Annotated in this window: 24 protein-coding genes; 8 read left to right on the forward strand and 16 right to left on the reverse strand. The window is 68.9% G+C overall.

Annotated features, from left to right (window positions below; all coding sequences use genetic code 11):
- Positions 1-19 precede the first annotated feature (19 nt).
- Both LIN44_RS20065 and LIN44_RS20070 read left to right on the forward strand, forming a co-directional pair.
- Positions 20-1,111 (forward strand): CaiB/BaiF CoA-transferase family protein, encoded by a 1,092-nt coding sequence (locus LIN44_RS20065; protein WP_227316005.1) that lies wholly within the window; start codon positions 20-22, stop codon positions 1,109-1,111.
- Positions 1,112-1,661: 550 nt separating this feature from the next.
- Complete coding sequence (locus tag LIN44_RS20070; RefSeq protein WP_227316006.1) at positions 1,662-1,847, forward strand: DUF1484 family protein; 186 nt, start codon at positions 1,662-1,664, stop codon at positions 1,845-1,847.
- A gap of 311 nt (positions 1,848-2,158) precedes the next feature.
- Here the strand turns inward: LIN44_RS20070 and LIN44_RS20075 are convergent, their stop codons facing one another.
- The 3 genes from LIN44_RS20075 to LIN44_RS20085 all read right to left on the reverse strand — a co-directional run bounded on the left by LIN44_RS20075 (position 2,159) and on the right by LIN44_RS20085 (position 3,804).
- Positions 2,159-2,866 (reverse strand): DUF899 family protein, encoded by a 708-nt coding sequence (locus LIN44_RS20075; RefSeq protein ID WP_227316007.1) that lies wholly within the window; start codon positions 2,864-2,866, stop codon positions 2,159-2,161.
- Between the two features lie 176 nt (positions 2,867-3,042).
- Complete coding sequence (locus tag LIN44_RS20080; protein WP_227316384.1) at positions 3,043-3,483, reverse strand: YciI family protein; 441 nt, start codon at positions 3,481-3,483, stop codon at positions 3,043-3,045.
- A gap of 138 nt (positions 3,484-3,621) precedes the next feature.
- A complete protein-coding gene (locus LIN44_RS20085; protein WP_227316008.1) occupies positions 3,622-3,804 on the reverse strand; it encodes a hypothetical protein in 183 nt (60 codons plus the stop codon).
- Positions 3,805-4,131: 327 nt separating this feature from the next.
- Here LIN44_RS20085 and LIN44_RS20090 point away from each other — a divergent pair, with 327 nt between their 5' ends.
- Positions 4,132-4,593, forward strand: coding sequence for a YqjD family protein (locus LIN44_RS20090; protein ID WP_227316009.1), 462 nt, complete (start codon positions 4,132-4,134; stop codon positions 4,591-4,593).
- Between the two features lie 33 nt (positions 4,594-4,626).
- Here LIN44_RS20090 and LIN44_RS20095 read toward each other — a convergent pair whose 3' ends face one another.
- Positions 4,627-5,598, reverse strand: coding sequence for a GlxA family transcriptional regulator (locus LIN44_RS20095; RefSeq protein WP_227316010.1), 972 nt, complete (start codon positions 5,596-5,598; stop codon positions 4,627-4,629).
- Between the two features lie 180 nt (positions 5,599-5,778).
- Between LIN44_RS20095 and LIN44_RS20100 the strand changes: the two genes are divergently transcribed.
- A complete protein-coding gene (locus tag LIN44_RS20100) occupies positions 5,779-6,387 on the forward strand; it encodes a cysteine hydrolase family protein (RefSeq protein WP_227316011.1) in 609 nt (202 codons plus the stop codon).
- A gap of 16 nt (positions 6,388-6,403) precedes the next feature.
- Here LIN44_RS20100 and LIN44_RS20105 read toward each other — a convergent pair whose 3' ends face one another.
- From LIN44_RS20105 to gtdA, 5 genes are all read right to left on the reverse strand, one after another.
- Complete coding sequence (locus LIN44_RS20105; protein ID WP_227316012.1) at positions 6,404-7,744, reverse strand: aromatic acid/H+ symport family MFS transporter; 1,341 nt, start codon at positions 7,742-7,744, stop codon at positions 6,404-6,406.
- A 283-nt stretch (positions 7,745-8,027) separates the two neighbouring features.
- Positions 8,028-9,242 (reverse strand): 3-hydroxybenzoate 6-monooxygenase, encoded by a 1,215-nt coding sequence (locus LIN44_RS20110; protein ID WP_227316013.1) that lies wholly within the window; start codon positions 9,240-9,242, stop codon positions 8,028-8,030.
- Between the two features lie 28 nt (positions 9,243-9,270).
- Positions 9,271-9,912, reverse strand: a complete 642-nt coding sequence (maiA, locus tag LIN44_RS20115) for a maleylacetoacetate isomerase (RefSeq protein WP_227316014.1) — start codon at positions 9,910-9,912, stop codon at positions 9,271-9,273.
- Between the two features lie 18 nt (positions 9,913-9,930).
- Entirely contained in the window at positions 9,931-10,629 is a 699-nt protein-coding gene (locus tag LIN44_RS20120; RefSeq protein WP_227316015.1) for a fumarylacetoacetate hydrolase family protein, read from the reverse strand.
- A gap of 87 nt (positions 10,630-10,716) precedes the next feature.
- Positions 10,717-11,763, reverse strand: a complete 1,047-nt coding sequence (gtdA, locus tag LIN44_RS20125; protein WP_227316016.1) for a gentisate 1,2-dioxygenase — start codon at positions 11,761-11,763, stop codon at positions 10,717-10,719.
- A gap of 169 nt (positions 11,764-11,932) precedes the next feature.
- Between gtdA and LIN44_RS20130 the strand changes: the two genes are divergently transcribed.
- A complete protein-coding gene (locus tag LIN44_RS20130; protein WP_227316017.1) occupies positions 11,933-12,871 on the forward strand; it encodes a LysR family transcriptional regulator in 939 nt (312 codons plus the stop codon).
- Positions 12,872-12,913: 42 nt separating this feature from the next.
- The gene (locus LIN44_RS20135) at positions 12,914-13,819 is read left to right on the forward strand and encodes a YihY/virulence factor BrkB family protein (protein ID WP_227316018.1); all 906 of its coding nucleotides are present in this window, start codon (positions 12,914-12,916) and stop codon (positions 13,817-13,819) included.
- A gap of 24 nt (positions 13,820-13,843) precedes the next feature.
- Here the strand turns inward: LIN44_RS20135 and LIN44_RS20140 are convergent, their stop codons facing one another.
- Genes LIN44_RS20140 through LIN44_RS20155 form a run of 4 tightly spaced genes read right to left on the reverse strand, consistent with a single transcriptional unit; the run spans position 13,844 to position 18,074 of the window.
- Positions 13,844-14,797: a GTP-binding protein gene (locus tag LIN44_RS20140; RefSeq protein WP_227316019.1), complete on the reverse strand. Its 954-nt coding sequence runs from the start codon at positions 14,795-14,797 to the stop codon at positions 13,844-13,846.
- Entirely contained in the window at positions 14,794-16,458 is a 1,665-nt protein-coding gene (locus LIN44_RS20145) for an amidohydrolase (protein ID WP_370641748.1), read from the reverse strand. The genes LIN44_RS20140 and LIN44_RS20145 overlap by 4 nt, the downstream gene beginning before the upstream one ends.
- A gap of 12 nt (positions 16,459-16,470) precedes the next feature.
- Positions 16,471-17,853 (reverse strand): sodium:solute symporter, encoded by a 1,383-nt coding sequence (locus tag LIN44_RS20150; RefSeq protein ID WP_227316020.1) that lies wholly within the window; start codon positions 17,851-17,853, stop codon positions 16,471-16,473.
- 14 nt (positions 17,854-17,867) lie between these two features.
- Complete coding sequence (locus LIN44_RS20155; protein ID WP_062802732.1) at positions 17,868-18,074, reverse strand: DUF3311 domain-containing protein; 207 nt, start codon at positions 18,072-18,074, stop codon at positions 17,868-17,870.
- A 144-nt stretch (positions 18,075-18,218) separates the two neighbouring features.
- Between LIN44_RS20155 and LIN44_RS20160 the strand changes: the two genes are divergently transcribed.
- On the forward strand, positions 18,219-19,151 hold the full coding sequence (locus tag LIN44_RS20160) for a LysR family transcriptional regulator (RefSeq protein ID WP_227316021.1): 933 nt from the start codon (positions 18,219-18,221) through the stop codon (positions 19,149-19,151).
- A 48-nt stretch (positions 19,152-19,199) separates the two neighbouring features.
- Positions 19,200-20,237, forward strand: coding sequence for a substrate-binding domain-containing protein (locus LIN44_RS20165; RefSeq protein ID WP_227316022.1), 1,038 nt, complete (start codon positions 19,200-19,202; stop codon positions 20,235-20,237).
- Here the strand turns inward: LIN44_RS20165 and LIN44_RS20170 are convergent.
- The 3 genes from LIN44_RS20170 to LIN44_RS20180 are packed head-to-tail and all read right to left on the reverse strand — an operon-like array spanning position 20,234 to position 23,761.
- A complete protein-coding gene (locus tag LIN44_RS20170) occupies positions 20,234-20,941 on the reverse strand; it encodes a sulfite exporter TauE/SafE family protein (RefSeq protein WP_112775625.1) in 708 nt (235 codons plus the stop codon). The two genes, LIN44_RS20165 and LIN44_RS20170, sit on opposite strands and share 4 nt — an antisense overlap.
- 2 nt (positions 20,942-20,943) lie before the next feature.
- Positions 20,944-22,392: an amidohydrolase family protein gene (locus LIN44_RS20175; protein ID WP_227316023.1), complete on the reverse strand. Its 1,449-nt coding sequence runs from the start codon at positions 22,390-22,392 to the stop codon at positions 20,944-20,946.
- A 19-nt stretch (positions 22,393-22,411) separates the two neighbouring features.
- Positions 22,412-23,761: a uracil-xanthine permease family protein gene (locus LIN44_RS20180; protein ID WP_227316024.1), complete on the reverse strand. Its 1,350-nt coding sequence runs from the start codon at positions 23,759-23,761 to the stop codon at positions 22,412-22,414.
- Positions 23,762-23,857: the final 96 nt, after the last annotated feature.

A 23,857-nucleotide genomic window follows, 5' to 3' on the forward strand; every position in this document is an offset into this window, starting at 1 on the left:
CTGTCGCCGGAGGCTGCGCATGAAGCCAGCATGGTCTTGCCTGAAGGACGTCACCATCCTCGATGTCAGCCAGCTGCTGCCCGGCCCCCACGCCTGCAGCCTGCTGCGCCAGCTTGGCGCGGACGTGATCAAGGTCGAGCAGCCCGGCAGCGGCGACACCGCGCGGCAACTGGGCGCGCATGTCTATGCGCAGTTCAACCGCGGCAAGCGCTCGGTGGCGCTGGACCTGAAAACCGACGCGGGCCGCGCCGCCTTCCTCAACCTGGTGCGCGACGCCGATGCCGTGGTCGAAGGCTTCCGCCCCGGCGTGATGGCGCGCCTGGGGCTGGGCTACGACGCGCTGGCGGCAGTCAATCCGGCCATCGTGTTGTGTTCCGTCTCTGGCTTCGGCCAGACCGGGCCGTATGCCAGCCACGCGGGGCATGACCTGAACTACCTGGCGCTGGCCGGATACTGGGCGACGCCGGTACAGGTGCGCGATGTGGTCTCGCGCCCGCGCGTGCGGGTGTCGGACTACGCTGCGTCGGGCTACGCCGCGTTGTCGCTGGCCGTGGCGATCATGAGCGCGCGGCAGAACGGACAGGGGCAACATCTCGATGTGTCGATCCACGATGCCATCCTGTCGTGGACCGCGCACGGCGCCTGGACCGCGCGCGCGCACGAGGCCTCGCCCCAGGCCTCGCCCACGGTGATGCCGGAGAACGATCTGTTCGAAACCCGCGACGGCCGTCACCTGGCGATGGGCATCCTGGAGAACAAGTTCTGGGACAACCTGTGCGCGGCGCTGGGCGACGCGTTCCCGGCCTTGCGCGATCCGCGCTTTGCCACGCGCGCCGGGCGCAGCGGGCACAAGGTGGAGGTCAATGACCTGATGGCGGCGGTGTTTCGGACGCGGGACCTTGCCGACTGGGAGGTCTTCTTCGCTACGCTGGATATCCCGTTTTCTCCGGTGCTGGGGGCTGGTGAGCTGTTCGAGGATCCGCATGTGAAGGCGCGGGAGGTAATGCGGCGAATTGACGGTGGGATTGCGGTGAATTTTCCGGTGAAGTTTTCGTCGGGGTTGCCGGAGGGGGACGATTTTGTGGCGAGGATTGGGGAACACAATGTGTAGGATAGCCCCGGACGGAAGTTGTGAAGATGCACAATGTTGCAACATCGCGCCGCTCCCCGGGCGAGTTTTAGTCAGAATTATGGAATTTCAATAATTATTGGAATTCCATAATTCTGACTAAGTAGGAAATCTGGTTGGAACGCAAATCCATCGAAAGCAAGTTGTAAACAGGTCGGATCCCTGTGGCCATTGCATTTCAGGGCTCAGCGATTTCCCTCGCACCAGCGTTTGCGGCAAGCTTCGCCCGCCCCCTTCCGAATGCGACATATCTCATCGTCGGCCTGACTTCTTCTTGGAATACTGGTTCTGTCATCGGATGGCCGGTGACCGGGCGTGGAAACCCGCGGAGTAGATCAAGGGCAGGCGTTGTGCTTTCACACGGCAACGCCTGTGCTCGCATGGAAAGGCTTACTTCCGTGGCGGGCCGAGCGAGGCAGCCGCAAGGCTGACCGGGTTCTTCCTTGATCTCGCCGGGTTTCCACCCTCGCTGTCTGGCCCGCCGCCCTCACCTTCAAATGAGTGGCGTGCCTCAACCTGGAAGGAGTCAATCATGACGGTCGATGCGATCGAAGCCAATGTGTGTTTGCATGAAGTGCGTGCGGGGATAGAAGGCGTGCTCGTGTTGCTGGAGCAGCAAAGCGCGCGTTCGGAATCGTGCTTCAGTGCGCTTTGTCTGCTGGAGTTGGTGAAGGCCAAGCTGGATGCGTTGATGGCGGAGGGGCCGTTGGCGGGGTAGCTTGTGTCGCGCATGGGGGGCGCAGCGATTGCCCTTTTTTCCCAACGTGTGTTCTCCCCTCTCCCGCTTGCGGGAGAGGGGAGCAAACACGCGGGAATCTTAAAACGGTTGCCTATCCAGCGGCGCCGCATGCGAACGCAGCGACACACTCCATACCAGAGCCCAAACCGGAGCAAGAGCATGCGCAGCGCAGCCTGTTTTCTCCCTCTCCCGCTTGCGGGAGAGGGGCGGGGGAGAGGGCAGGCGCATCAACGAAGTCACGCGCCAAATCAAGCACGAATTCGCCTGCCCCCCACCTCAAGCGCCAAACCCTACCGCTTCCCCCCATACTCCAACTCCGGATACCAATCCCCCCTCCCCTCCGGCGTGGTATCCAGCAACGTCCACAACGGATCCAGATCCGGCGCTCCCCGCGGATCCTGGCCGGGATCCACCGGCAGCGCATACATCTCGCTGCTCCAGAAATGCCGGATCTTGCCATCGCGCCGCGTAAAGACGGTATATCCCGGCTCATCCGCATCCTCGGCGTTGACGTAATCGCGCGTGAAGTCGCCGTCGACATCCGCATACACCTTCAACTGCTTCCAGCCTCTTTCACGCTTCGCCGCCACCAGACGCTCGATTGGCGAGCGCGCCACCATGGCCAGCGCCACGCGCTGCTCGATATCGGCAACCTTGTGGTCCCAGGACGCCATGATCGACGTGCACATCGGACAAGGCCGCTGCCGCTGGGGTCCGAACATGTAGCTGTAGACCACCAGCGTATCCTTGTCGGCGAACAGCTCTTCGAGCGTGATCGGCCCGTGCTCGCCTTGAAAGGTATATCGCTTCGTCACCTCACCGCCGGGCGGCAGGGCGCGGCGCTGCGCGGCCACGCGTTCGATATGCCGCCGCAATTCGATCTCTTCGGCCAGCAGCGCATTGCGCGCCTCGCGGTACGCCGCGCTCTCATTCGGAAAGTGGACGGGATTCTGCCGGACCAGTTCGCTCGACGGGACCAGCTTTGCCGTAGTGTTCATGTCAGTCCTCCTGGAGATGGCGTGCGCAGCCCTCGCCATGCGGCGCTGAGCCTTCGCACGCCTGTCCTGGTTCGTTCCCGCGCAGCGCGAATTGTTCCGGCACGCTGGCGCCATCCAGCGCAAACGGCGGTTCACACTCGCATGCGAACCGCCGTCTCTCTGCCATCACGCCAAACCTAGCCTTGCTGAGATTTGGCCGCGCGCGCGGCCTGCTCCCGAACCCGTTCTTCCTGCTCCCGCAGTTCCGGCGTCAGTTCCGCGCCAAAATCCTCAAGTTCGTACAACGGCCGGATCTCGATGTCCGATTCGCCTTCCATGGGATTGGGACAGCGCTTGACCCATTCCACCGCCTCATCCATCGACTTGACCTGCCACAGCCAGAACCCGGCGACCTGTTCTTCCGGTGGCGCAAAGGGCCCATCGCTCACGGTGCGCTGGCTGCCCGCAAAGCGCACGCGCTTGCCCTTCGCGCTGGGCTGCAGGCCCTCGCCCGCCAGCATGATGCCGGCCTTGACCAGTTCTTCGTTGAAGTTGCCCATCGCTGCCAGCAACTCGGTGCCGGGCATCTTGCCCGCTTCCGACTCGCTGGTAGCCTTGACGATCACCATTACACGCATCGACATGTCTCCTCAGGTGCATGTGGCGACATGCGCGCCGGGTGGCGCGCTCCACGCCGCTGCCATGGCGGCGTGTCGCACACCGGTCCAGCATAGACGCTATTGCTGCACGCGATTGCTGCGCGCTATTGCTGCACGCTACTGCTGCATCGACCAGGATGACTGCCTGCGCAGATCTTCCTGTCCTGGCTGGCGCGGCGGCTTGCCGAGATCGTCATCGTGCCGGGGCGGCAGCTGCTCTTCGCTCTTGCGCGAAGGATCAGCCGGCGGCACCTCGGGTACCTTCGGCCCTTCCTCAGGCCGTGGAATTTGATGTGCCATGATGCCCTCCTGCTTGCCAAGTACGACACCCTTGACTACGCAACCGCCATGCCAGCCCGCGCAGCGGCGTTATGTGCGCGCCGGAGATCCTGTGTGCCGCCCCACCGTGCCCGGGCACGGCCGCCGCGCAATCTCGGCGCGCAAATCTGGCTGGCTTTGTAATGCGGCACGCGCTCGCGGCGTCGATTGGCTGTAGTGGCGCCACGTCCGGCATGGCTCAGGGCTGGTTGCGGCAACCGCCATCGCCGGGCACGAAAGGTGCACCGCCCTCCCGTGGCGCCGGGGTTCGCCCCGTGCGCCACGGATACTTCAATGCGGAGGCGCACCATGGAACAGACGGAAACGACAAGCACGCCCACCAGCACATCAGGCATGCGCCAGCAGGAGACGCGCATGTCTTCGGTATCAGGCTCGGATACGCGCAGCGGCGCGTCGTGGCGGGACACGTCGGCACGATCGTCGGCGTCGCAAGACCTGGCGCGCGAGCTCGACCGGCTGATCGATCGCCTGCCAACGTTGTCCGGCGATAACCTCGAGCAGGCCAAGGCGGAGTTCGTCGAACTTGCCGCGAAGTCGGGCAGCGCGGCGACGGAACTCGCGGCGAAATCGGCGGATGTTGCCCGGCGCGTGAAGGGACGCGTCAAGAGCGAGTGGGAAACCAGCCTCGAGCGCACGGAATCGTTCGTCCATGCCAACCCGGTGCGTGCGCTCGGGATTGCGCTGGGCGTCGGCGTGGTGCTGGGCGCGCGGTTGTTCGGCGGCTCGCACCGGCATCACCACGAGATGTGAGCCGGCGTTGGCGCTCCGGGGGGAGGCGCCGGTTCAGCCGCCCCGCTGGCGCGGCACCGCGGCGCCGAACTGCTTGCGGTAAGCCGACGGCGACACCGCGAGCGCCTGGGTGAAGTGCTGGCGCAGCGAAACGGCCGACCCGAACCCGACCAGCTCGGCCACCAGGTCGACGCCCTTGTCGGTGGTCTCCAGCAGGCGCCGCGCCGCCGTCAGCCGGTGGTTCAGCAGCCACTGCGTCACCGTGGTGCCGGTCTTCTCCTTGAAGCGCCGCGTGAAATTGCGCCGGCTCATGCCGGCTTTCTCGGCCAGCGTGTCGAGCGTCAGCGGCTGGGCCAGGTGCGCGATGGCCCAGTCCAGCGTCAGGCTGAGCCGGTCGGCGCCGTCGGCCTGCGGCAGCGGATGCTCGATGTATTGCGCCTGGCCGCCGTGCCGGTGCGGGGCCACCACCATCCGGCGCGCCACCCGGTTGGCCACCTCGGCGCCATGGTCGCGCCGCACCAGGTGCAGGCAGCAGTCCAGCGCCGCGGCAGTGCCGGCCGAGGTCAGGATCTCGCCATCGTCGATATAGAGGGAATCGCGGTCGAGCCGCACCTGCGGGTAGCGCTGCGCGAAATCGTCGGCCCAGGCCCAGTGCGTGGCCGCGGTGCGGCCGTCCAGCAGGCCGGCCTCGGCCACCACGAAGGTGCCCAGGCACAAGCCGGCAATGCGCGCGCCGCGCGCGCTGGCGCTGCGCAGCGCATCGAGCAGCGCTTGCGGGGCGCGCTCGCCCGGGTCGCGCCACGCCGGCATGATCACGGTATCGGCCTGTTCCAGCACCGACAGGTCGTGTTCCACCTCGATGCGGAATCCTGACATGGTGGGGATCAATCCCGGCTTCTCGGCGCAGATCAGCAGCCGGTAGCGCGGCACGCCCAGGCGGTCGAGGTCGTCGCCAAAGACGATGCAGGGCACGGACAGGTGGAAGGGGCTGATGCCTTCGAAGGCAATCACCGCGACGGTGTGCATCGGAATCTCGCTGGGTTGGGGACGGTCGGCGGGCTGGAACGTTTTGGCCCGATTCTATCGGATGTTGTCCATCGGGCCACTTCCGACGATGCCGGCGGCGCTGGAAACTACGCTTCATGCCGCGCCTGCGGTCCAACGCAGCGGCACCGCCCGCTTCCTTCCCTGTCGACGAGGACCACCATGCCCCACCCGACCCTACGCACGATCGCCGGCGCGCCGGCCCGTACCGCCATCGAAGCCGCCAGCACCGCCGTGCTGGTCATCGATTTCCAGAACGAGTATTTCAGCGGCAGGCTGCCGATTCCGGATGGGCCGGCCGCCCTCGGCAACGCTCGCCGCCTGGTTGACCACGCCGACGCCGCCGGGATGCCTGTGTTCCACATCCAGCATGTCACGCCCGCCGGCAGTCCCGTGTTCGCGGCACAGGGCCCGACCGTGGCGTTCCACAGCGACCTGCAGCCCGCCCCGCACCACACCGTGCTGCAAAAGACCTCGGTCAGCGCGTTCCCGACCACTGACCTGGACCAGCGGCTCAAGGCGGCCGGCATCAAGACCCTGATCATCACCGGCCTGATGACCCACGCCTGCGTCACCGGCGCGGCGCGCGACGCGGTGCCGCTGGGGTACGGCGTGATCGTGGCGGCGGACGCCTGCGCCACGCGCGACCTCGATACCGCGGCCGGCACGGTGCCGCACCAGGACCTGCACCGCGCCGCGCTGGCCGCGCTCGACGACACCTTCGGCGATATCCTGACCACCGAGCAGGTGCTGAAGCTGCCGCTGGCCTGAGCCACGGCGCGGCCCTTCACACTGCCAGTTGCGGTTGCGGCCTTGCCCGCCTGACGATCCCCAGCGAGAACATCGACAGCCCCGCAATCAGTGCCGGCACGCCGATCCACGCGAACAGCGCCGGCATGCCCAGCCCCAGCGACAGCAGGGTCGCGCCGCCGACCGATCCCACCACCGAGCCCATCCGGCCCACGCCGTTGGCCCAGCTGACGCCGGTGGCGCGGCAGTCGGTCGGATAGAAGCTGGCCGACAACGCATTGGCGCCCACCTGCGAGCCCGAGATGCAGAAGCCCGCGACAAAGACCGCCACGCCCGCGGCGACGGGCTCGGCGGCAACGCTGCCGACCGCGGCAATGCCCAGCGCCGCCAGCGCGTAGCTGGTGGCCAGCACATGGTGCGGGTTGAACCGGTCCATCAGCCACCCCAGCGCAATCGCGCCGACCGTGCCGCCCACCTGGAACATGGTGGTCACCAGCGCCGCCGTGCGCAGCGAATGGCCGGTGCCGCGCAGCAGCGTCGGCAGCCAGCTCGACAGCAGGTAGATCACCAGCAGGCTCATGAAGAACGTCAGCCAGAACAGCAGCGTGCCGCGCAGCAATTCGGGGCGGAACAGGTGCCGCACCGGCGAGCTAGTGGCGCGCTGCTCGCTGACGGCGAAACTCGCGTGGCGCAGGTCTTCATGCGGGGCGATTCTCTGCAGCGTGGCGACGATGCGCTCGCGCGACTTGCCGGTCAGCACCAGGTAGCGCACCGACTCCGGCAGCAGCCACACCAGCGCCACCGCCAGCAGCAGCGGCAGCACGCCGCCTGCCACCAGCACCGAGCGCCAGCCGAAGGCATCGATCAGCCCCGCCGACGCCAGCCCGCCAAGCGCGGAGCCCAGCGTGAAGCCGCAGAACATGGTCGTGACCAGGAACGAGCGCCGCTTCTCCGGGCAGAATTCCGAGGTCAGCGTGATGGCGTTGGGCATGGCCCCGCCCAGGCCCAGGCCGGTGATGAAGCGCAGCAGCACCAGCGTCCACAGGTCCGGCGACCACGCCGACGCCAGGCTGGCCGCGCCGAAGCACAGCACCGACAGCACCAGCACGGCCTTGCGGCCAAAGCGGTCGGCCAGCGGACCGAACAGGAAGGCGCCGGCCATCAGGCCGCCCAGCCCGGCGCCGAACAGCGGCGCCAGTTGCGCCGGCGTCAACTGCCATTCGGCGCGGATGGCGGGCGCGATAAAGCCGATCGCGGCGGTATCGAAGCCGTCGACGGCGACGATCAGGAAGCACAGTACGACGATGGTCACCTGGAACGCCGACAGCGGCTGGCGGTCGATGAACGCGGTGACGTTGAGCGGTTGGCTGGCAGGCATGGTGTCTCCTCCTTGTTGCCAGGGTCAGGGGCGCGAGAGGTCCGGCGGCTGCGTCGGCCGCCGGCTCGCTATCAATGTTTCGTAATGCCGTTCAGTTAACCACTGTCGTTCCCGCGCAGGCGGGAACCCAGTGACTTTTAAAGACGCTGGATTGCTCGCTGTCACTCACCCTTCGGGCCGTCCTCCGGACGTCCAATGCGCATCCGCGCATTGTCCCGCCTGCGCGGGAATGACGGTAGTGTTTGATACCTAAACTGAACGGCATTACGCCGCAGTCAGCGGCTTACAGCCAGGGCGTCGGGCTCAGGCATTGGTCGGCGCGCCACCCATGCAGCCATTGCAGCGCGTCGTAGAACTGCGCCTGGGTGCGGCCGGTCCACAGGCTGTTGCGCACCAGGCGGTCGACGCCTTTGGCGTGGTAGACGCGGCCCATGTCGCGCGCGGCATAGAGCACGCGCGCGGTGCGCGGGATGCGGGCCTGCTCGTACAGTTTGAAAGCCGCGGCATAGTCGCCATCCGCGGCCTGTACCGCGGCGCCGAGCGTCACGGCATCTTCCAGCGCCTGGCAGGCGCCCTGCGCCACGTATTGCGTCATCGGGTGCGCGGCATCGCCCAGGATGGTGGCGCGGCCGAAGCTCCAGCGCTCGACCGGGTCGCGGTCGGCGGTGGCCCAGCGCTTCCATGAGGTCGGGCGGTCCAGCATCTGGTGCGGCAGCGGATGGATGCCCTCGAAGTACGACAGCACTTCTTGCTTGCTGCCCTCGCGCACGCCCCAGGTTTCGGTTTCGCGGCTGTGGAAGGTCACCACCAGGTTGTATTGCTGGCCGCCGCGCAGCGGGTAGTGCACCAGGTGGCAGTTCGGGCCGGCCCACACCACGGGCGCATTGACCTGCAGGTCCTGCGGCATGTTGGCCACGTCGACCACGGCGCGGTAGACCACGTGCCCGGTCACGCGCGCCTCGTCGCCGATCAGCGCCTGGCGGATCGCGGACTTGACGCCGTCGCAGCCGATCACCGCATCGCCGCGGTGATGCTGGCCATGCTGGTCGACCACGGTGACGCCGTGGTCGTCCTGCAGCAACTGCTCCACGCGCGTGCTGGTGCGCATCGTGATCAGCGGATGGTCCTGCACCGCTTCCAGGATGGACAAGTGGATATCGACGCGGTGGATCACGCCATAAGGATTGCCGAAGCGCTCGCGATACGCCTGCCCGACATCGACCTGCGCGATCACGCTGGTGTCGACGGCATCGCGCAGGCTGAGGAAGTCGGTGAAGACCGTGCGGCCGCGCGCGGCCTCGCCCACGCCGAGCGCGTCGAGCGCGGCGAAGGCGTTGGCGGCGAGCTGGATGCCGGCGCCGATCTCGCCGATGTGCTCGGCCTGCTCCAGCAGCTCGATGCGGATGCCCTGGCGGGCCAGCGCCAGCGCCGCGGCCAGGCCGCCGATGCCGCCGCCGATGATGAGGACCTTGCCGGTCGCGTTGTGGGTACTGCTCATGTCTGTCTCCTGGCCTGCGCCGCTGGCGTCAGGCGGTGTAGTCTGGCTGGCGCGCGGGCGCGGCCTGGGCGAAGGCGGGATGGGCGCTGGCATGGGCGAAGACCGCCATCGCGCGCGGGTATCGCTCCAACTCGCAGCCCATGCGCAGCGCGTTGGCCACCTGCGGCACCAGCGCGACATCGGCCAGCGTGGGTGCATTGCCGAAGCACCACTTGCCATGGCCATGGCGCGCCAGCAGCCGTTCGACGCCGGCCATGCCTTCGTCGATCCAGTGGCGGTACCAGGCGTCCTTCTGCTCCGGCGTGACCTGCAGCGTGTCCTGCAGGTAGCGCAGCACGCGCAGGTTGTTGACGGGATGGATGTCGCAGCCGATCAGCATCGACAGCTCCAGCACGCGCGCGCGCTGCGCGGGGTCTTGCGGCAGCAGGCGCGGCTCGGGATGGCGCGCGTCCAGGTAGTCGATGATCGCGAACGACTGGCCCAGCGTGAAGTCGCCATCGACCAGCGCGGGCACGGACGCGGACGGGTTGATGCCCTCGACATATTCCGCATGGCGATGCTGGCCGGTGCGGATATTGACGCCCAGGTAGTCGTACGGCAGGCCCTTGAGGGCCAGCGCGATACGCACGCGGTACGAGGTGGAACTGTTGAAGAAGCTGTAGAGCTGCATGGTCGGGATTACCTGTATTCAGACCACGCGCACGGTCAGTTCGCCCAGGCCGTCGACACCGGTGACCATGGTGTCGCCGGGCTTGACCGCGCCCACGCCCTCGGGCGTGCCGGTAAAGATGACGTCGCCCGGCTCCAGGCGGAAGAACCGCGACAGGTACGCCACGGTCTCGGCCACCGACCAGATCAGGTGCGACACGTCGCTGCGCTGCCTGGTTTCGCCATTGACCGTCAGCCAGAGCCCGGCCTGCCGCGGGTGGCCGATATCGCTGGCGCGGTGGATCGGGCCGACCGGCGCCGAGGCGTCGAAGGCCTTGCCGATCTCCCACGGGCGGCCCATTTCGCGCATCTTCATCTGCAGGTCGCGGCGGGTCATGTCGAGGCCGACGGCGTAGCCCCACACATGCTCGAGCGCCTGTTCGACCGGGATATCCGAGCCGCCCTTGCCGATCACGGCGACCAGCTCGGCCTCGTAGTGGTAGTTCTGCGTTTGCGCGGGATACGGCAGCTCGAGCGTGGTGCCGGCCTGCACCGGGACGATGGCGTCGGCCGGCTTGCAGAAGAAGAACGGCGGCTCGCGCTCCGGATCGAAGCCCATTTCGCGGGCATGGGCGGCGTAGTTGCGGCCGACGCAGTAGACGCGGCGCACGGCGAACCGGTCATCGCTGCCGGCAACGGGAATGGCAACGGGGGCGGGAGGCGTGAAGACGTAGGACATGGTGGAGGCTTCCAGGAAATTGTCGGGTGAGCGCCGGCCCGGCGGTGCCGGCTGGCACCGCGCGCGGCGGCGCTGGTCGGGTCGAGCTCAGGTGCGCGCTTCGCGCAGCAGGTTCAGCGCGGACAGCACCGGGCGGTCGGAATAGCTGAACAGCACGGCATCTGCCAGCGCGCCGAGCTGCACCGGCGCCCACGACGGCGCCACGAACACGTCGCGCGGCTCGAACTGGAACTGCGCATCGCCGATGCGCACCGTGCCGCGCCCTTCCACCACGCTGTACACGGTGGCGTCGGTGCTGCGGTAGGTCTTGCCCTGGAAGCCCGCCGGCAGGTACTGCATGAAGGTGGCGATGGTCGGCATCGGCCAGCCGCCGGTGGCCGGGTTGACATAGCGCAGCTTGACGCCGTCCCAGGGATCGAGCTCGCCGTTGCGGTAGAGCTGGTCCAGCGCCTCGCGCGAGCGCGCGTACGGGTAGCTGAACACCGGCGAAGTGGGATCGGTCACGCGGTGGCGCACCGGCACCATGTTGTGGCCGAAGCGGGCGAAGCTGTCGCCTTCGGCGCGGGTCACGGGCTGCTGCGATTCGGGGTAGTTCTCGGCAAAGCCGGCGTCGAACTGCTGCACCATCGGGATGTCGAGGCCGTCCAGCCACACCACCGGCTCGCCGCCGTCCTCGACCGACGGGTTGCCATGGTCATGCCAGGTCCACGACGGCGTGATGATGAAATCGCCGGGATGCATGGTGGCGCGCTCGCCGTTGACGGCGGTCCACGCGCCCTTGCCTTCGACGATAAAGCGCAGCGCCGACTGCGTATGGCGGTGGCTGGGCGCGATCTCGCCCGGCAGGATCAGCTGCAGGCCGGCGTACAGCGTGGAGGTGATGCTGGACTTGCCGGGGATGCCGGGGTTCTCCAGCACCAGCACGCGGCGCACCGCTTCCTCGGCGCTGATGACGCCGCCGGCCTGCATCACCAGCGGGCGGATCTGCGCGTACTTCCAGATGGCGGGAACGATCTGCGGCCGCGGCTGCGGCGGCACCAGGGCGTGCAGCGACTCCCACAGCGGGGTCATGTGGCTGCGGCCGATTTCTTCGTAGTAGGCCACGCGGGCCGGGTCTGGGGTGTGCTCGGACATGCTGTCTCCGTAACTTTGTGCAAGGCGTTTCGAGAGCGCTTTGTGCGGGTGCCTGTTTGCTGCGCACCGTCTGTGTTGTCGTCTGTGTTGTCGTTATACGCCCCGCCCTATAAGATCTGAAATGAAGTTTTCATCTTATCGATACGATTTACCGTATAGGTCACGCCCCATGGATTGGACCCAGAGACTGCGCCTGCGCAACCTGCAGATGCTGCTGAGCCTGGCCGAGACCGGCAACATGAGCCAGTCCGCCGCCATGCTGAACACCACCCAGCCCGGGCTTTCCAAGTGGCTGAAGGACCTGGAGGACGATATCGGCCTGCCGCTGTTCGAGCGCCAGGCGCGCGGGCTGCGGCCCACGCCGTACGGCGAATCGCTGATCGAGCACGCGCGCCGGATCGAGGCCCAGCTCGATACCGCCCGCGACGACCTGCAGGCCATGCGCGACGGCGGCAGCGGCATCGTGGTGGTGGGCACCTCGGGCGCGTCGGCGGCGGACACCGTGCCGCTGGCCGCGCTGCGGCTGATGCAGCGCATGCCGCGCGCCAGCGTGCGGCTGCTGGAAACCACCATGGACCGGCTCATGACGCAGCTGGCGCGCAGCGAGCTGGATATCGTGGTGGGCCGCTCGGCGCCGGAGCTGCAGGACGCGCAGATGCGCACCGAATCGCTCTACATGGAGCCGATCCACTTCGTCGCGCGGCCGCGGCACCCGCTGCTGCAGGGCGGCAAGGTGGCCTGGGACGACCTGTACCGCCACCGCTGGGTGGTATGGCCGCGCGGCACGCCGATCCGCAATGCCCTGGAAGGCGCGCTGGCCAGCGCCGGGCGCGCGCTGCCGGCGGACTGCGTCGAGAGCAATTCCACGGTGCTGAACCTGACCCTGTTCAACAACAGCGACATGGTCGGGCTGGCCTCGCACCGCACCGCGCGCAGGCTGGAAGAACTGGGCGCGCTGCGCATCGTGCCGCTGCGGCTGGCGGGGTTCGGCTCGGTGTCGATGTACTGGCGCGCCGACGGCGAGTCGCGCGCGGCGGTGGCGGCGATGCTGGACTGCCTGAGGGCGGCGGCGGGCGTGGCCCAGGCGCCTGCTGCCAACCACGCCTAACGCGCAGCATAATCTCGTCAACCGCCACTTCCGGTGCCCGCCATGCACCTTGCCCACGCCCGTCTCAGCGACCTGCTGCGCCATCCGCTGCGCTTTGCCTGGCACACGCTGCGGCAGTTCCGCGCCAACCAGGGCCTGCTGCTGGCCGGCGCGGTGGCCTACTACGCGCTGCTGTCGATCGTGCCGCTGCTGATCCTGATGGTGATCGCGCTGTCGCACTTGATCGAGCCCGAGCTGCTGCTGTCGACGCTGGCGCGCTATCTCGAGTGGATCGTGCCCGGCCAGGCGCGCGCCCTGGTCAACGAGCTGGCCGGCTTCCTGCGCAACCGCGGCACCATCGGCTGGGTGCTGCTGGGCACCATGCTGTTCTTCAGCTCGCTCGCCTTCACCGTGCTGGAAAACGCCATGTCGGTCATCTTCGAGCACCGCGTGGCGATCCGGCGCCGCCATTTCCTGGTCTCGGCGCTGCTGCCCTATTGCTATATCGCCGTGCTCAGCATCGGCCTGCTGCTGGTCACCGTGGTCTCGGGCGCGCTGCTGGCGATCGGCGAACGGCACGTCGAGGTGCTGGGCCGCGACTGGTCGCTGGACCGCCTCTCCACCGGCCTGCTCTACCTGCTCGGCTTTATCGGCGAGGTGCTGATGCTGACCTCGATCTACCTGGTGATGCCGGTCGGCCGGCTATCGCTGCGCCACGCGCTCACAGGCGCGGTGATCGCCGCGGTGCTGTGGGAGATCTCGCGCCACGTGCTGGTGTGGTACTTCACCACGCTGTCGCAGGTCGGACGGGTCTATGGCTCGCTGACCACGGCGATCGTGGTGCTGCTCAGCCTGGAAATCGCCGCGACCTTGCTGTTGCTCGGCGCGCAGGTGATCGCGGAATTCGAGCGCGGCGCCTGGCACAAGCTGCCGGGGCGCGCGGGCCGGGCGGAGGAATTCCATACCTGAGCCGAAGGCGTCGGCCACGCGCGCTCAGGCGAGCGCAGCTTCCATGCAGGCACGCAGGCGCGCTTCCGCCTGCGCGTCGAAGGCACCGATGAAGACCAGCGCCGAGCTCTGGAAGCCGGCGCTTTGCGCCGGCCGCAGCCGCATCCGGCCAGCGACGAGGTGGACTTCATGCAGCCGTGCGTCGGCGTCGAGCCGGACCAGCCCCTTGGCCCGCAACAGCCGCACCGGCACGGTCGCCAGCGCCTGCCGCAGGCGCGCCTTGTCGAAGCTGCGCGGGGTCTGGTAGGCCACGCTGCGGATGCCGGCATGGCCGCCAGCCACGGCGCCGCGCTGCCAGCCCGATCCGTCCAGCAACGCCGTGCTGCCGGGCAAGGGCGGCACGCCGGCATCGAGGAAGACCGACATCGGCAGCTCGCCGCAGCGCGCCGTCAGCACGGTCGCATGCGGCGCCAGGCCGGCTGCCGTGGCCGCGGCGCCCGCCACGGCTGCGGCGCCGGCCAGGTCGGCCTTGGTCAGCGCCACCACCGACGCGCCCGTGACTTGCCGCCGCACCATGTCGCCGACCAGCGGGTCGCGCAGGCTGTCGTGCACGCCGGTCGCGTCCACCGCAACCAGCACCGCATTCAGCCGGAACGCCGGGTCCAGCAGCCCGACCTGCGCGATGCGCTGCGGGTCGGAGACCCCGCTGGCCTCGATCACCAGCAGCTCCGGCCGCTGCGCCCGCGCGGCGATGGCCACCAGCGCCTCGGCCAGCCGGCCGCCGATCGAGCAGCAGATGCAGCCGTTCTCCAGCTCGATCACGTCGTCACTGCGCGCGCGCACCAGCGCGGCATCGATATTGACCGCACCGAAATCATTGACCAGCACCGCGATGCGGCACCCCTGCGCATTGGCAAGCAAGCGGTTGAGCAAGGTGGTCTTGCCGGCGCCAAGGTAGCCGCCCAGCACCACCAGCGGAATCGGCGCGCGCGCGCTCATCGTGCCGGTGCCGGAAATACCCGCCCGCCCAGCACCGTGCCCCAGACGCGCAGGTCCTTCAGGCTGGCCGGCGCCATGGCGGTGGGGTCGTCCTCCAGCACCGCGAAGTCGGCCAGCTTGCCGGGCGCGATGCTGCCGATGCGGTGCTCGAGCTTCAGCGTATAGGCCGCGCCCATGGTGATGGCATAGAGCGCGTCGGCCAGCGTCAGCCGTTCGGCTTCGCCCAGCACGCGCCCGCAAGCGGTCTGGCGCTGCATCGCGCACCATGCCGTGAACAGCGGGTTGAGCGGCGTGATCGGCGCATCGGAATGGATCGCGAACGGAATCCCCAGCCGCCGCGCCGTGCCGGCCGGATTCATGCGCGCGGCCCGCGCCGGGCCCACGGTCTGCTCGACGTGCGCATCGCCCCAGTAGTACAGGTGGTTCGCGAAGAAGTTGATGCACAGGCCGAGCCGCGCGGCGCGCGCCAGCTGCGCGGCGTCGGCCAGCTGGCAATGCTGCAGCGTATGGCGATGGTCCGCGCGCGGATGGCGCGCGAGCATGGCTTCCAGCACGTCCAGCACCACTTCGGTGGCCTCGTCGCCGTTGGTGTGGATATGCAGCGGCAGGCCGGCCAGGTGGAACGGCGTGAACGCATCGAGCAGCTGCTCCGGCGGGATCAGCCACAGGCCGTTGGGCTGGCCGCCGGCATAGCCGGGTGCGCGCAGGCGCGCGGTAAAGCCCTGGATCGAGCCGTCGACGATGAATTTGACCGGCCCAAAGTGCAGCTTGTCGGTGCCCGCGGCCGCGGCGGCCTGCACGCGCGCCGGGCCGCCCTGCGCATTGCGCTGCGGCGAGAAAGCCGGGACGATGCGCAACGGGAAGCCCGGCTCGGCCGTGACCGCGTGCAGCGTCTCCAGCCCCTTGGGCGAGAGGTCGTTGACCAGGTCGGTGGCGGTGGTCACGCCCGCCAGTTGCGCCACGCGGCCGAAGCGGCGCACCGCCCCGGCGTTCTCGGCGGCGGCCAGCGACAAGCCGCTGCCCAGCACGCGCTGGACCGGATACATCGCCGCGAACTCCTGCAGCTCGCCGGTGGGCTGGCCTTGCGCGTCCTTGTGTACGCCGTCGATGTCGGTGTCGGCGTCGATGCCGGCCTGCGCCAGCATCGCCGAATTCACGTTCATCAGATGCACGCTGGCATGCATCACCACGATCGGGCGCGTCGCCGACACGCGGTCCAGCTCGCGTACCGACAGCCGGCTGGCGCCGAAGTAGATCGGGTCGAAGCCCCACGCCAGCAGCGGCGCATCGGCGTCGCGCAGCTGGCCGGCCGCGCTGGCGAGGCGGTCGAGCACCTGCTCCAGCGTGCGCAGGCCGCGCCACAGCCGGCCCTCCGGGTCGCGGCGGTCGAAGTAGCCGACGTAGACCGCGTCCCACATCGCGCCCTCCATCAGGTGGCAGTGCGCTTCCACCAGCCCTGGCATCAGCACCTTGTCGCGGAAGGTGTCGACCTGCACCGCATCGGGCCAGGCGGCCATGTCGGCGGCGCCGCCGACGGCCACGATCTCGCCGTTGCGTACCGCGACATGGGTGGCTTCGGGCCGCCCGGCTTCCATCGTCAGGATCTTGCGCGCCACCAATACCTGCGTGCGCGCCGCGTCGTCTTGTGTCATCGATTGCATGGGTTGGTTCATTCAGGCCGCCTGCACGCGGGACAGCCGGGGCGCGTAATGCACCAGCGCGGTCACCAGCAGGTTCACGCCCAGGCTGATCAGGCCAAGGTTGATGCCGCCGAAATCGGCCTGCTGCACATACAGCGCAAGCGCCAGCAGCTGCCCGGTGACGATGCCCAGCGCAATCGCCAGCGGCCGCACCTTGAGCGAGAATAGGATCACCATCACGCCGGGGAAGAACTGCGTCACGCCGTAGTAGGTGGTGTTGATCAGCGTCAGCATCAGGTTGGGCGTGGCCAGCGTCATCGCGATCGACAGCACCAGGTAGACCACGATCACCACCTTGGCGCCCTGCTTCTGGCGCGCCTCGGGCAGGCCCGGCAGCAGGTTGCGCGTGACGATCGGGCCGATCGCCAGGCAGATGCCGGCCAGCACCAGCAGGCCCGACAGCGCCGCGCCGGCGGTCACCAGTCCGAGCAGCCAGTCCGGCAACAGGCGCACCGCCGCGGCAAAGAAGGCTTCGTTGGGGGACGCCAGCTGCAGGTCCTGGCTGATGGCGTAGTACGACGCCAGCACCAGGAACGGGTACATCAGCATGTACAGCGGCATCGCCACCTGCGTGCGCCGGATGGTGTTGGCGCTCTTGGCGGTGAAGAAGTTCTGCACCGCGAACGGCATCACGTAGAAGCCCAGCGCCTGGAACAGCATGGTGCTCATCGAGAAGCGCAGCTGGGTCTCGCTCATCTGGTTGCTGACCTGCAGGCTGGCGGCGTGGAACACATCGCCCACGCCCGCCTTCCAGCCGACCGCAACGCCGGTGGCGACGATCGCCACCACCATCAGGATGTCCTTGAGGATGGCGATATAGGCCGAGGCACGCACGCCGGAGATGGCGATGTAGGTAAAGGCCAGCGCTGCCGAGATCATCACCAGGTGGACCGGATCGAAGTTCCAGCCCAGCCCCTTGAGCGCCGCCACCAGCCCGGTGAACTGCAGCTGGCCCCACGGCAGCAGGAACAGGATCGACGAACCCGCCACGACCAGCTCCAGCGCGCGGCTGCCGTAGTGGCCCTTGAACAGGTCCGGCAGCGTGATGGCGTTGTAGCGCGCGCCGGCCTGCCAGATCTTCGGGCCCAGGAAGTAGCCGAGCGGATAGGCCAGCAGGATATAGCCGAGGAACCAGACGCCATAGGTCGGCCCCTTGGCATAGATGCCACCCGGGAAGCCCACCATGGTGCCGATGCTGTAGATCTCGCCGGCAGCCAGGAAGAACACCAGGAACGCGCCGAACTGCCGCGACGCGACGAAGAAGTCGTGCATGCTCTGCGCGCCATGGCCCTTGCCCGAACGGATGGCGAGGTAGAGCGAAAACACGATGAAACCGAGGAATACCGCTGTGGTCATGGCCGTCCCCCGCGTCAGGCTTCGGGCGCCGCATCGGCGCCGTGGCGGTCGAACAGCAGCCAGCACGCCAGCATGCAGCCCGAGGTCAGCACGAACCACGCAAAGATCCACGCGTAGATAAAGGGCACGCCGAGCACGAAGCGCTCCACCGATGCCACCCACGGCAGCATCCCGATCACGCCGATATACGGCAGGCCTAGGCCGATCAACAGCTTGAGCATGTCTTGTCTCCAATGTCCGATGGACGGTTGGCGGTATCCCGTGGCCGGGTCCGCTCTTGTGTCCGCCCATCATAGGGAGCGCCACGGTATGATTCAAATGCAAATGTTGAACCGATCCCATAACCAATGCGCATGGTTTTCCGCATGGACACCCAGAAGCTTCTGCACCTGCTTGCGGTGGTCGAGCACGGCACCTTTTCCGAAGCGGCCCGCGCCGTGCACCTGACCCAGCCGGCGCTGAGCCGCAGCATCCGCGCGCTCGAAGACGAACTGAAGGCGCCGCTGTTCGACCGCGGCGCGCGGCGCGCGACGCTGACCGTGTTCGGCGAGCTGGTGGCCGAGCGCGCGCGCCGCATGCGGCTGGAAGAGCGCCAGCTGCGGCGCGACCTGGAGCTGCTGCGCGGCGGCGAGGAAGGCTCGCTTGCGATCGGCGTGGCGCCGGCGCCGGCGGCGCTGCTGCTGACGCCGTTCCTGATCCACATGGCGCAGGCCCATCCGCGCATCAGGGTGCGCACGGAAACCGGCGCGACCAGCGCGTTGCTGGAAGCGCTGCGCAACGAGAGCATCGACGCCATCGTCGGCGACGCCTATGTGCTGCGCGCCGCCGACGACGTCGAGGTGGAGCCGCTCGGCGAACTGCCCGCGGGGCTGGTGTGCCGGGCCGGCCATCCGATCCTGCGCAAGCGCCGCATCGACATCGACACCGTGCGCGCCTACCCCGTCGCCACCACCACGCTGAGCACGGTGATCAGCCGTCAGCTGGCCGAACTGTGGGGGCCCGATGCCGCGCCGGACCGGCTCTTCACCCTGCATTGCGACAACCTCGACATGCTGCGCAGCGTGACGCTGGCCAGCGATACGCTGCTGTTCGGCGTGCTCTCGATCACGCGCCAGGAGCGCGCCGCCGGGCTGATGGCCGAAGTGCCGATGCCGCCCGATGCGCGCCGCTGCGGACGCTACGGCATGGCGCGCATGGCGGCGCGCTCGCTGTCGCCGGCGCTGGAGGTGCTGTACCGGTTCACGCGCGAGCACTGGAAAGCGCTGTCGTCCGAAACCGGCGGCAACGGGCGCCGCTGAGCAGCCGCTGCGGTATGCTCCTTCCCTGAGCCATCGCCCTGATCCCGCATGACCGAAGCCACGCCCGACCGCCCCCGCCGCATCACCATCCACGACGTCGCCCGCGCCGCCGGGGTCTCGCTGACCACGGTGTCGCACGCGCTCAACGGCCGCGGCGTGCTGGACCCGGCCACGCGCGCGCGCGTCAAGCGGGTGGCCGCGGAACTGGGCTACCGGCCCAGCGTGCGCGCGCAGCGGCTGCAGTCGGGCCGCGCCAACTGCATCGCGCTGCTGTCGTCGATGCCGTTCGCGGTGGCGGGCGGCACCTCGCGGCTGGGTTTCATGATGGAAGTGGCGGCGATCGCGGCGGAAGCGGCGATGGGCCGCGGCCTTGGCGTGGTGCTGGTGCCGCCGCTGGAAGGCGCTGGCGGACTGCTCGATACCCTCGATATCGACGGCGCCATCGTGATCGAGCCGATCGCCGGCGACCCGCATATCGCGCGCTTGCGCGAGCGCGGCGTCAGCATCGTGTCGATCGGACGCGAGCCGCTGACCGAGACCCCGGTGCCCTGCGTCGACCTGCAGTCGGCCGAGACCGCGCGCCTGCTGCTGGCGCACCTGCACGGCCACGGGCGGCGGCAGATCGGCCTGATGATCGGCGCGGCGCCGCGGCAGTCGTATGTGGAAACGGAACGCGCCTACCGCGAGTTCACGCAGGCGCTGGGCCTGCCCTGCCATATCGTCAAGGCAGCCGAGGAACACGGCGAAGCCGCGGGCGCCGAGGCCTGCGCACAACTGCTGGCGCAGATGCCGGGGCTGGATGCGCTGTGCGCGCCGGTCGATGCCTTCGCGGTCGGCGCCATGACCCACCTGCAAGCGCTGGGCAAGCGCGTGCCCGACGATGTGCTGGTGGTGACGCGCTACGACGGCATCCGCGCGCGCAGCGCGCAGCCGCCGCTCACCGCGGTCAACCTGCACCTGGAGCGGGTGGCGTCGCTGGCGGTGGAACTACTGTTCGCGCACCTGTCTGGCGAGCGCAGCCGCAGCGTGATTGCAGGGCCGGCGCCCGAACTGGTGGTGCGGGCGTCGTCGACGCCGAACGCCTAGCCGCGCAGCAGCACCACCGCACCGGACACCAGCGCAAACACCAGCACGCCGATGCGCAGCATGCGCTGGTTGATGCGCTTGTGCACCAGGTGGCTGGCGACCATGCCGACGCCCAGCACCGGCAGCAGCCCCGCGGCATAGAACACCTGCTCCATGCCGAGCCGGCCGCCGAGCGCCAGCACCACCAGCGAGATCACCTCGCCCACCAGGAAGCACAGCGCCACGGTGGCGCGCAGCGTCGCCACGGGCGCGTGCTGGTAGGCCAGCGCCAGCGGCGGGCCGCCGACGCCGGTGGCGGTTTCGGTCACGCCGGTGATCAGGCCGGTGGAGGCAAAGGTCAGCCGGCCGGGCGTGAACGCGGGCGCCAGCAACGACACCACTGCCGCCGCAATGGTGCTGCCGCCGACCAGCGCGTTGAGCCACGCCATCGGCATCGCCACCAGCACCCACAGGCCGCCGAAGGTGCCGGCCACGCGTCCGGCGCTGATCCAGCCGGCGCCGCGCATGTCGATGGCATGGCGCTCGCGCCAGGCCACGTAGGCGTTGAGCGGCAGCATCGCCAGCAACAGTGCGCCGGGCAGCATCGCCGGCGCGGCCAGCGCCAGCACCGGCACCACGATCAGCGCAAAGCCCATGCCGGTGGCGCCCTGGATCAGCGCGCCGGTAAAGACTGCGACGCCGACGCTGAACAAGGTCATGTCCATGCTCATGCCACCTCCGTGCCGGCATGGCGCGCGCGGTGCACGTCGGCGGCGTCATGCAGCTTGCGGATCGGCGCGCCGGCGACGGTGTGCTCGGCCATGGCATGGATGTCGCGCATCAGCGCGCGCGCGTCCCAGTCGGTGGGCCAGCCCTGCCACAGGCGCAGGCTGCCGTCGACAAAGACCGCGCGGATCTGGTCGCGGTTGGCCAGGCGCACCAGCTCCCAGGTCAGGTCCCACGACGGCGTCAGCTCCGGCACGTCGAGGTCGACCAGCAGGAAGTCGGCGCGCTTGCCGGCGGCGATCTCGCCGGTCAGCGCGCCCAGGCCGGCGACGTCGGCCGCGTCGTGCGTGGCCATGTCGACCCAGCGCCAGCCCGCGCCGCAGGAGGAATCGCCCACGCCGATGCCGAAGGCGAAGCGCTGCGCGGCCTCGGCATAGTCGAGCAGGCGAAAGCCGTCGCTGCGGGTGCCGTCGGTGCCCAGGCCCAGGCGCACGCCGAAGGTGGCCATGGTCTCGGCCGGCGCCACGGCGTTGCCCTTCCAGGCACTGGCCACGGGGTTGTAAGCGACGGCGGCGCCGGTGTCGGCCAGCAGCCGGATTTCCTGCGGCGTCACCAGCGTGGCATGCGCCAGCAAGGCCGCCGGCCCCAGTGCGCCGATCGCCGCGAGATGCTCGATCGGCCTGCGGCCGCACGTGTTGAGCGAGCGCTCCACCGCCACCAGATGCTCGTTGGCATGGGTCTGGAAGATGCGGCCGGACTCGGCGCACAGCTGGTAGACGTGATGCAGCATCGCGTCCGAGGCCACCTCGGGGATCGAGATCGCCAGCGACGGCGCCACCAGCGCATCGCCGGCGTAGCGCTCCAGGTGCGCGGCGGCGCGGCGCAGGATGGGCGCGGCGTCGAGCGTTTCGGCGCCGGGCTTGTCGTTGCAGATCAGCCCCAGCACGCAGCGCACGCCGGCATCGGTGACCGCGCGCGCCACCGCGTCCAGCCCGGCCTCGCTGCGCGTGCCGGCATCGACCACGGTGGTAAAGCCGCCGCGCAGCGCTTCCAGCGCCGCCAGCTTGGACGACAGGTACAGGTGCTCGGCCTTCAGGCTGCCCTCCAGCGGCACCCACACGCGCCGGAAGATCTCCGACGGCTCGCCGAACACCAGCGACTTGCCGAACGACTGCGTCAGGTGGTGGTGGGTGTCGATCATGCCCGGCATCAGCAGCATGCGCGGCAGCGGCAGCGTCTCCAGCCCGGGGAAGCGCGCGGCGACTTCCGCGGCGGGGCCGACCGCGGTAAAGCGGCCGCCCTCGACCACCACCGCGTGGCCGCGTACCGCGCCCTGGCGCAGCAGGGTCCATTCCGGCAGCAGGATGCGCGGGCGCTGGAAGCTGTCCGGCGCCAGCGGCGGGTGGATGTCGCCGGGCCAGGCCGGCGTCGAGTCATAAGGTTGAGTCATGGCAATGCAGGAAGCGGGGTCAGTGCGTGGCGGCGGCGTCATCGCGCGCGATGGCGCTTGCGGCCGCGGTGCGCAGACCCGTATGGAAAAACAGGAAGTTGAGCAGCGCCGCGGTGATGGCGCCCATCGCCACGCCATTACCCACCAGGATGCGCAGGTTGGACGGCAGGCCGCCATAGATGCCGGGCACCAGGATCGGCAGCAGGCCCACGGCCAGCGCCACCGCCACCACGTACATGTTGGCGTGGTCGCGCAGGTCGACCTTGCGCAGCATGTCGATGCCCATGGTGCCGACGATGCAGAACACCACCAGGCCGGTGCCGCCGACCACGGCCTCGGGGATCGCGCTGATCAGCGACGACACCGGCACCAGCAGCCCGAACGCCACCAGGATCGCGCCCGACATCGCCGTGACAAAGCGCGAGCGCACGCCGGTGGCCCGCACGATGCCGATGTTCTCGCCGCTGGTGATGATCAGCGAGGTGCCGAACATCCCGCCCAGCAGCGAGGTCAGCGCATCGCCGCGGATGGTGCGCGGCACGTCGCGCTGCTGGTCCACCGGCCGGCCCACGGCATCGCTGATCGCCAGGGTCTGGCCGGTGGCCTCGACCATCGAGATCACCGCAAACACCATCAGCGGGATTGCGGCCACCACGTCGAAGGTCGGCCAGCCGAACGGGAACGGCGTCGGCAACGCCAGCACCGGCGACATCGACACCTGGCCGAGGTGGAACGCGCCGGTCAGTCCCGCCACCACCGCGCCGCCCAGCAGGCCAAGCAGGATCGCGAGCTGCGCCAGCATGCCGCGCAGCCAGCGCGACGCCGCCACGGTGCAGGCGATGGTGGCAAAGGCCAGCAGCAGGTTGAGCGGATCCACCGCGCTGCCCGCGGCGGGATGGCCGGCCACCAGCTTGCCCGACACCTGCGCCAGGTTGATCGCCACCAGCAGCAGCATGGTGCCCACCACCACCGGCGGGAAGTAGCGCAGGCAGCGCCGGAACACCGGCAGCACCAGGAAGTAGAAGACCCCGGTAAGGATCACCGCGCCGGCCGCGGTCTGCACGTCGGTCTGCTGCGCGATCAGGATAAACAGCACGATCGGCGCGCCGCCGGGCAGCATCACGAACGGCAGGCGCGCGCCGATGCCGCGCTTGCCCAGCGACTGCAGCAGCGTGCCGAGGCCGCAGATCACGAAGGTGGCGCTCAGCAGCTGCACCGCCAGCGCGGGCGGGAAGCTGAGCGCCTTGCTCATCAGGAAGACCGACGCGATCGGCGACGCGGCCATGACCAGTACGTGTTGAAGCCCGAAGACGAACAGGCGCCGCCATGGCAGCCGTTCATCCACCGGCGCGGGGGCGGGGTGGGACATGCTTTGCTCCTCGTTTGGTGTGTCGGGCGTTATGCCGTGGCGCATCGGCCGCTGGCTGCGTCTGTGCGCAATTCGCCGCAGATATTATCGATTTCC

Source organism: Cupriavidus sp. MP-37 (genome assembly GCF_020618415.1).
Lineage (GTDB): Bacteria > Pseudomonadota > Gammaproteobacteria > Burkholderiales > Burkholderiaceae > Cupriavidus.

Coding starts and splice junctions, on each gene's coding strand:
- LIN44_RS20065 (WP_227316005.1), top strand. CDS start 20: ATGAAGCCAGCATGGTCTTGCCTGAAGGACGTCACCATCCTCGATGTC.
- LIN44_RS20070 (WP_227316006.1), top strand. CDS start 1,662: ATGACGGTCGATGCGATCGAAGCCAATGTGTGTTTGCATGAAGTGCGT.
- LIN44_RS20075 (WP_227316007.1), bottom strand. CDS start 2,866: ATGAACACTACGGCAAAGCTGGTCCCGTCGAGCGAACTGGTCCGGCAG.
- LIN44_RS20080 (WP_227316384.1), bottom strand. CDS start 3,483: ATGCGTGTAATGGTGATCGTCAAGGCTACCAGCGAGTCGGAAGCGGGC.
- LIN44_RS20085 (WP_227316008.1), bottom strand. CDS start 3,804: ATGGCACATCAAATTCCACGGCCTGAGGAAGGGCCGAAGGTACCCGAG.
- LIN44_RS20090 (WP_227316009.1), top strand. CDS start 4,132: ATGGAACAGACGGAAACGACAAGCACGCCCACCAGCACATCAGGCATG.
- LIN44_RS20095 (WP_227316010.1), bottom strand. CDS start 5,598: ATGCACACCGTCGCGGTGATTGCCTTCGAAGGCATCAGCCCCTTCCAC.
- LIN44_RS20100 (WP_227316011.1), top strand. CDS start 5,779: ATGCCCCACCCGACCCTACGCACGATCGCCGGCGCGCCGGCCCGTACC.
- LIN44_RS20105 (WP_227316012.1), bottom strand. CDS start 7,744: ATGCCTGCCAGCCAACCGCTCAACGTCACCGCGTTCATCGACCGCCAG.
- LIN44_RS20110 (WP_227316013.1), bottom strand. CDS start 9,242: ATGAGCAGTACCCACAACGCGACCGGCAAGGTCCTCATCATCGGCGGC.
- maiA (WP_227316014.1), bottom strand. CDS start 9,912: ATGCAGCTCTACAGCTTCTTCAACAGTTCCACCTCGTACCGCGTGCGT.
- LIN44_RS20120 (WP_227316015.1), bottom strand. CDS start 10,629: ATGTCCTACGTCTTCACGCCTCCCGCCCCCGTTGCCATTCCCGTTGCC.
- gtdA (WP_227316016.1), bottom strand. CDS start 11,763: ATGTCCGAGCACACCCCAGACCCGGCCCGCGTGGCCTACTACGAAGAA.
- LIN44_RS20130 (WP_227316017.1), top strand. CDS start 11,933: ATGGATTGGACCCAGAGACTGCGCCTGCGCAACCTGCAGATGCTGCTG.
- LIN44_RS20135 (WP_227316018.1), top strand. CDS start 12,914: ATGCACCTTGCCCACGCCCGTCTCAGCGACCTGCTGCGCCATCCGCTG.
- LIN44_RS20140 (WP_227316019.1), bottom strand. CDS start 14,797: ATGAGCGCGCGCGCGCCGATTCCGCTGGTGGTGCTGGGCGGCTACCTT.
- LIN44_RS20145 (WP_370641748.1), bottom strand. CDS start 16,458: ATGCAATCGATGACACAAGACGACGCGGCGCGCACGCAGGTATTGGTG.
- LIN44_RS20150 (WP_227316020.1), bottom strand. CDS start 17,853: ATGACCACAGCGGTATTCCTCGGTTTCATCGTGTTTTCGCTCTACCTC.
- LIN44_RS20155 (WP_062802732.1), bottom strand. CDS start 18,074: ATGCTCAAGCTGTTGATCGGCCTAGGCCTGCCGTATATCGGCGTGATC.
- LIN44_RS20160 (WP_227316021.1), top strand. CDS start 18,219: ATGGACACCCAGAAGCTTCTGCACCTGCTTGCGGTGGTCGAGCACGGC.
- LIN44_RS20165 (WP_227316022.1), top strand. CDS start 19,200: ATGACCGAAGCCACGCCCGACCGCCCCCGCCGCATCACCATCCACGAC.
- LIN44_RS20170 (WP_112775625.1), bottom strand. CDS start 20,941: ATGGACATGACCTTGTTCAGCGTCGGCGTCGCAGTCTTTACCGGCGCG.
- LIN44_RS20175 (WP_227316023.1), bottom strand. CDS start 22,392: ATGACTCAACCTTATGACTCGACGCCGGCCTGGCCCGGCGACATCCAC.
- LIN44_RS20180 (WP_227316024.1), bottom strand. CDS start 23,761: ATGTCCCACCCCGCCCCCGCGCCGGTGGATGAACGGCTGCCATGGCGG.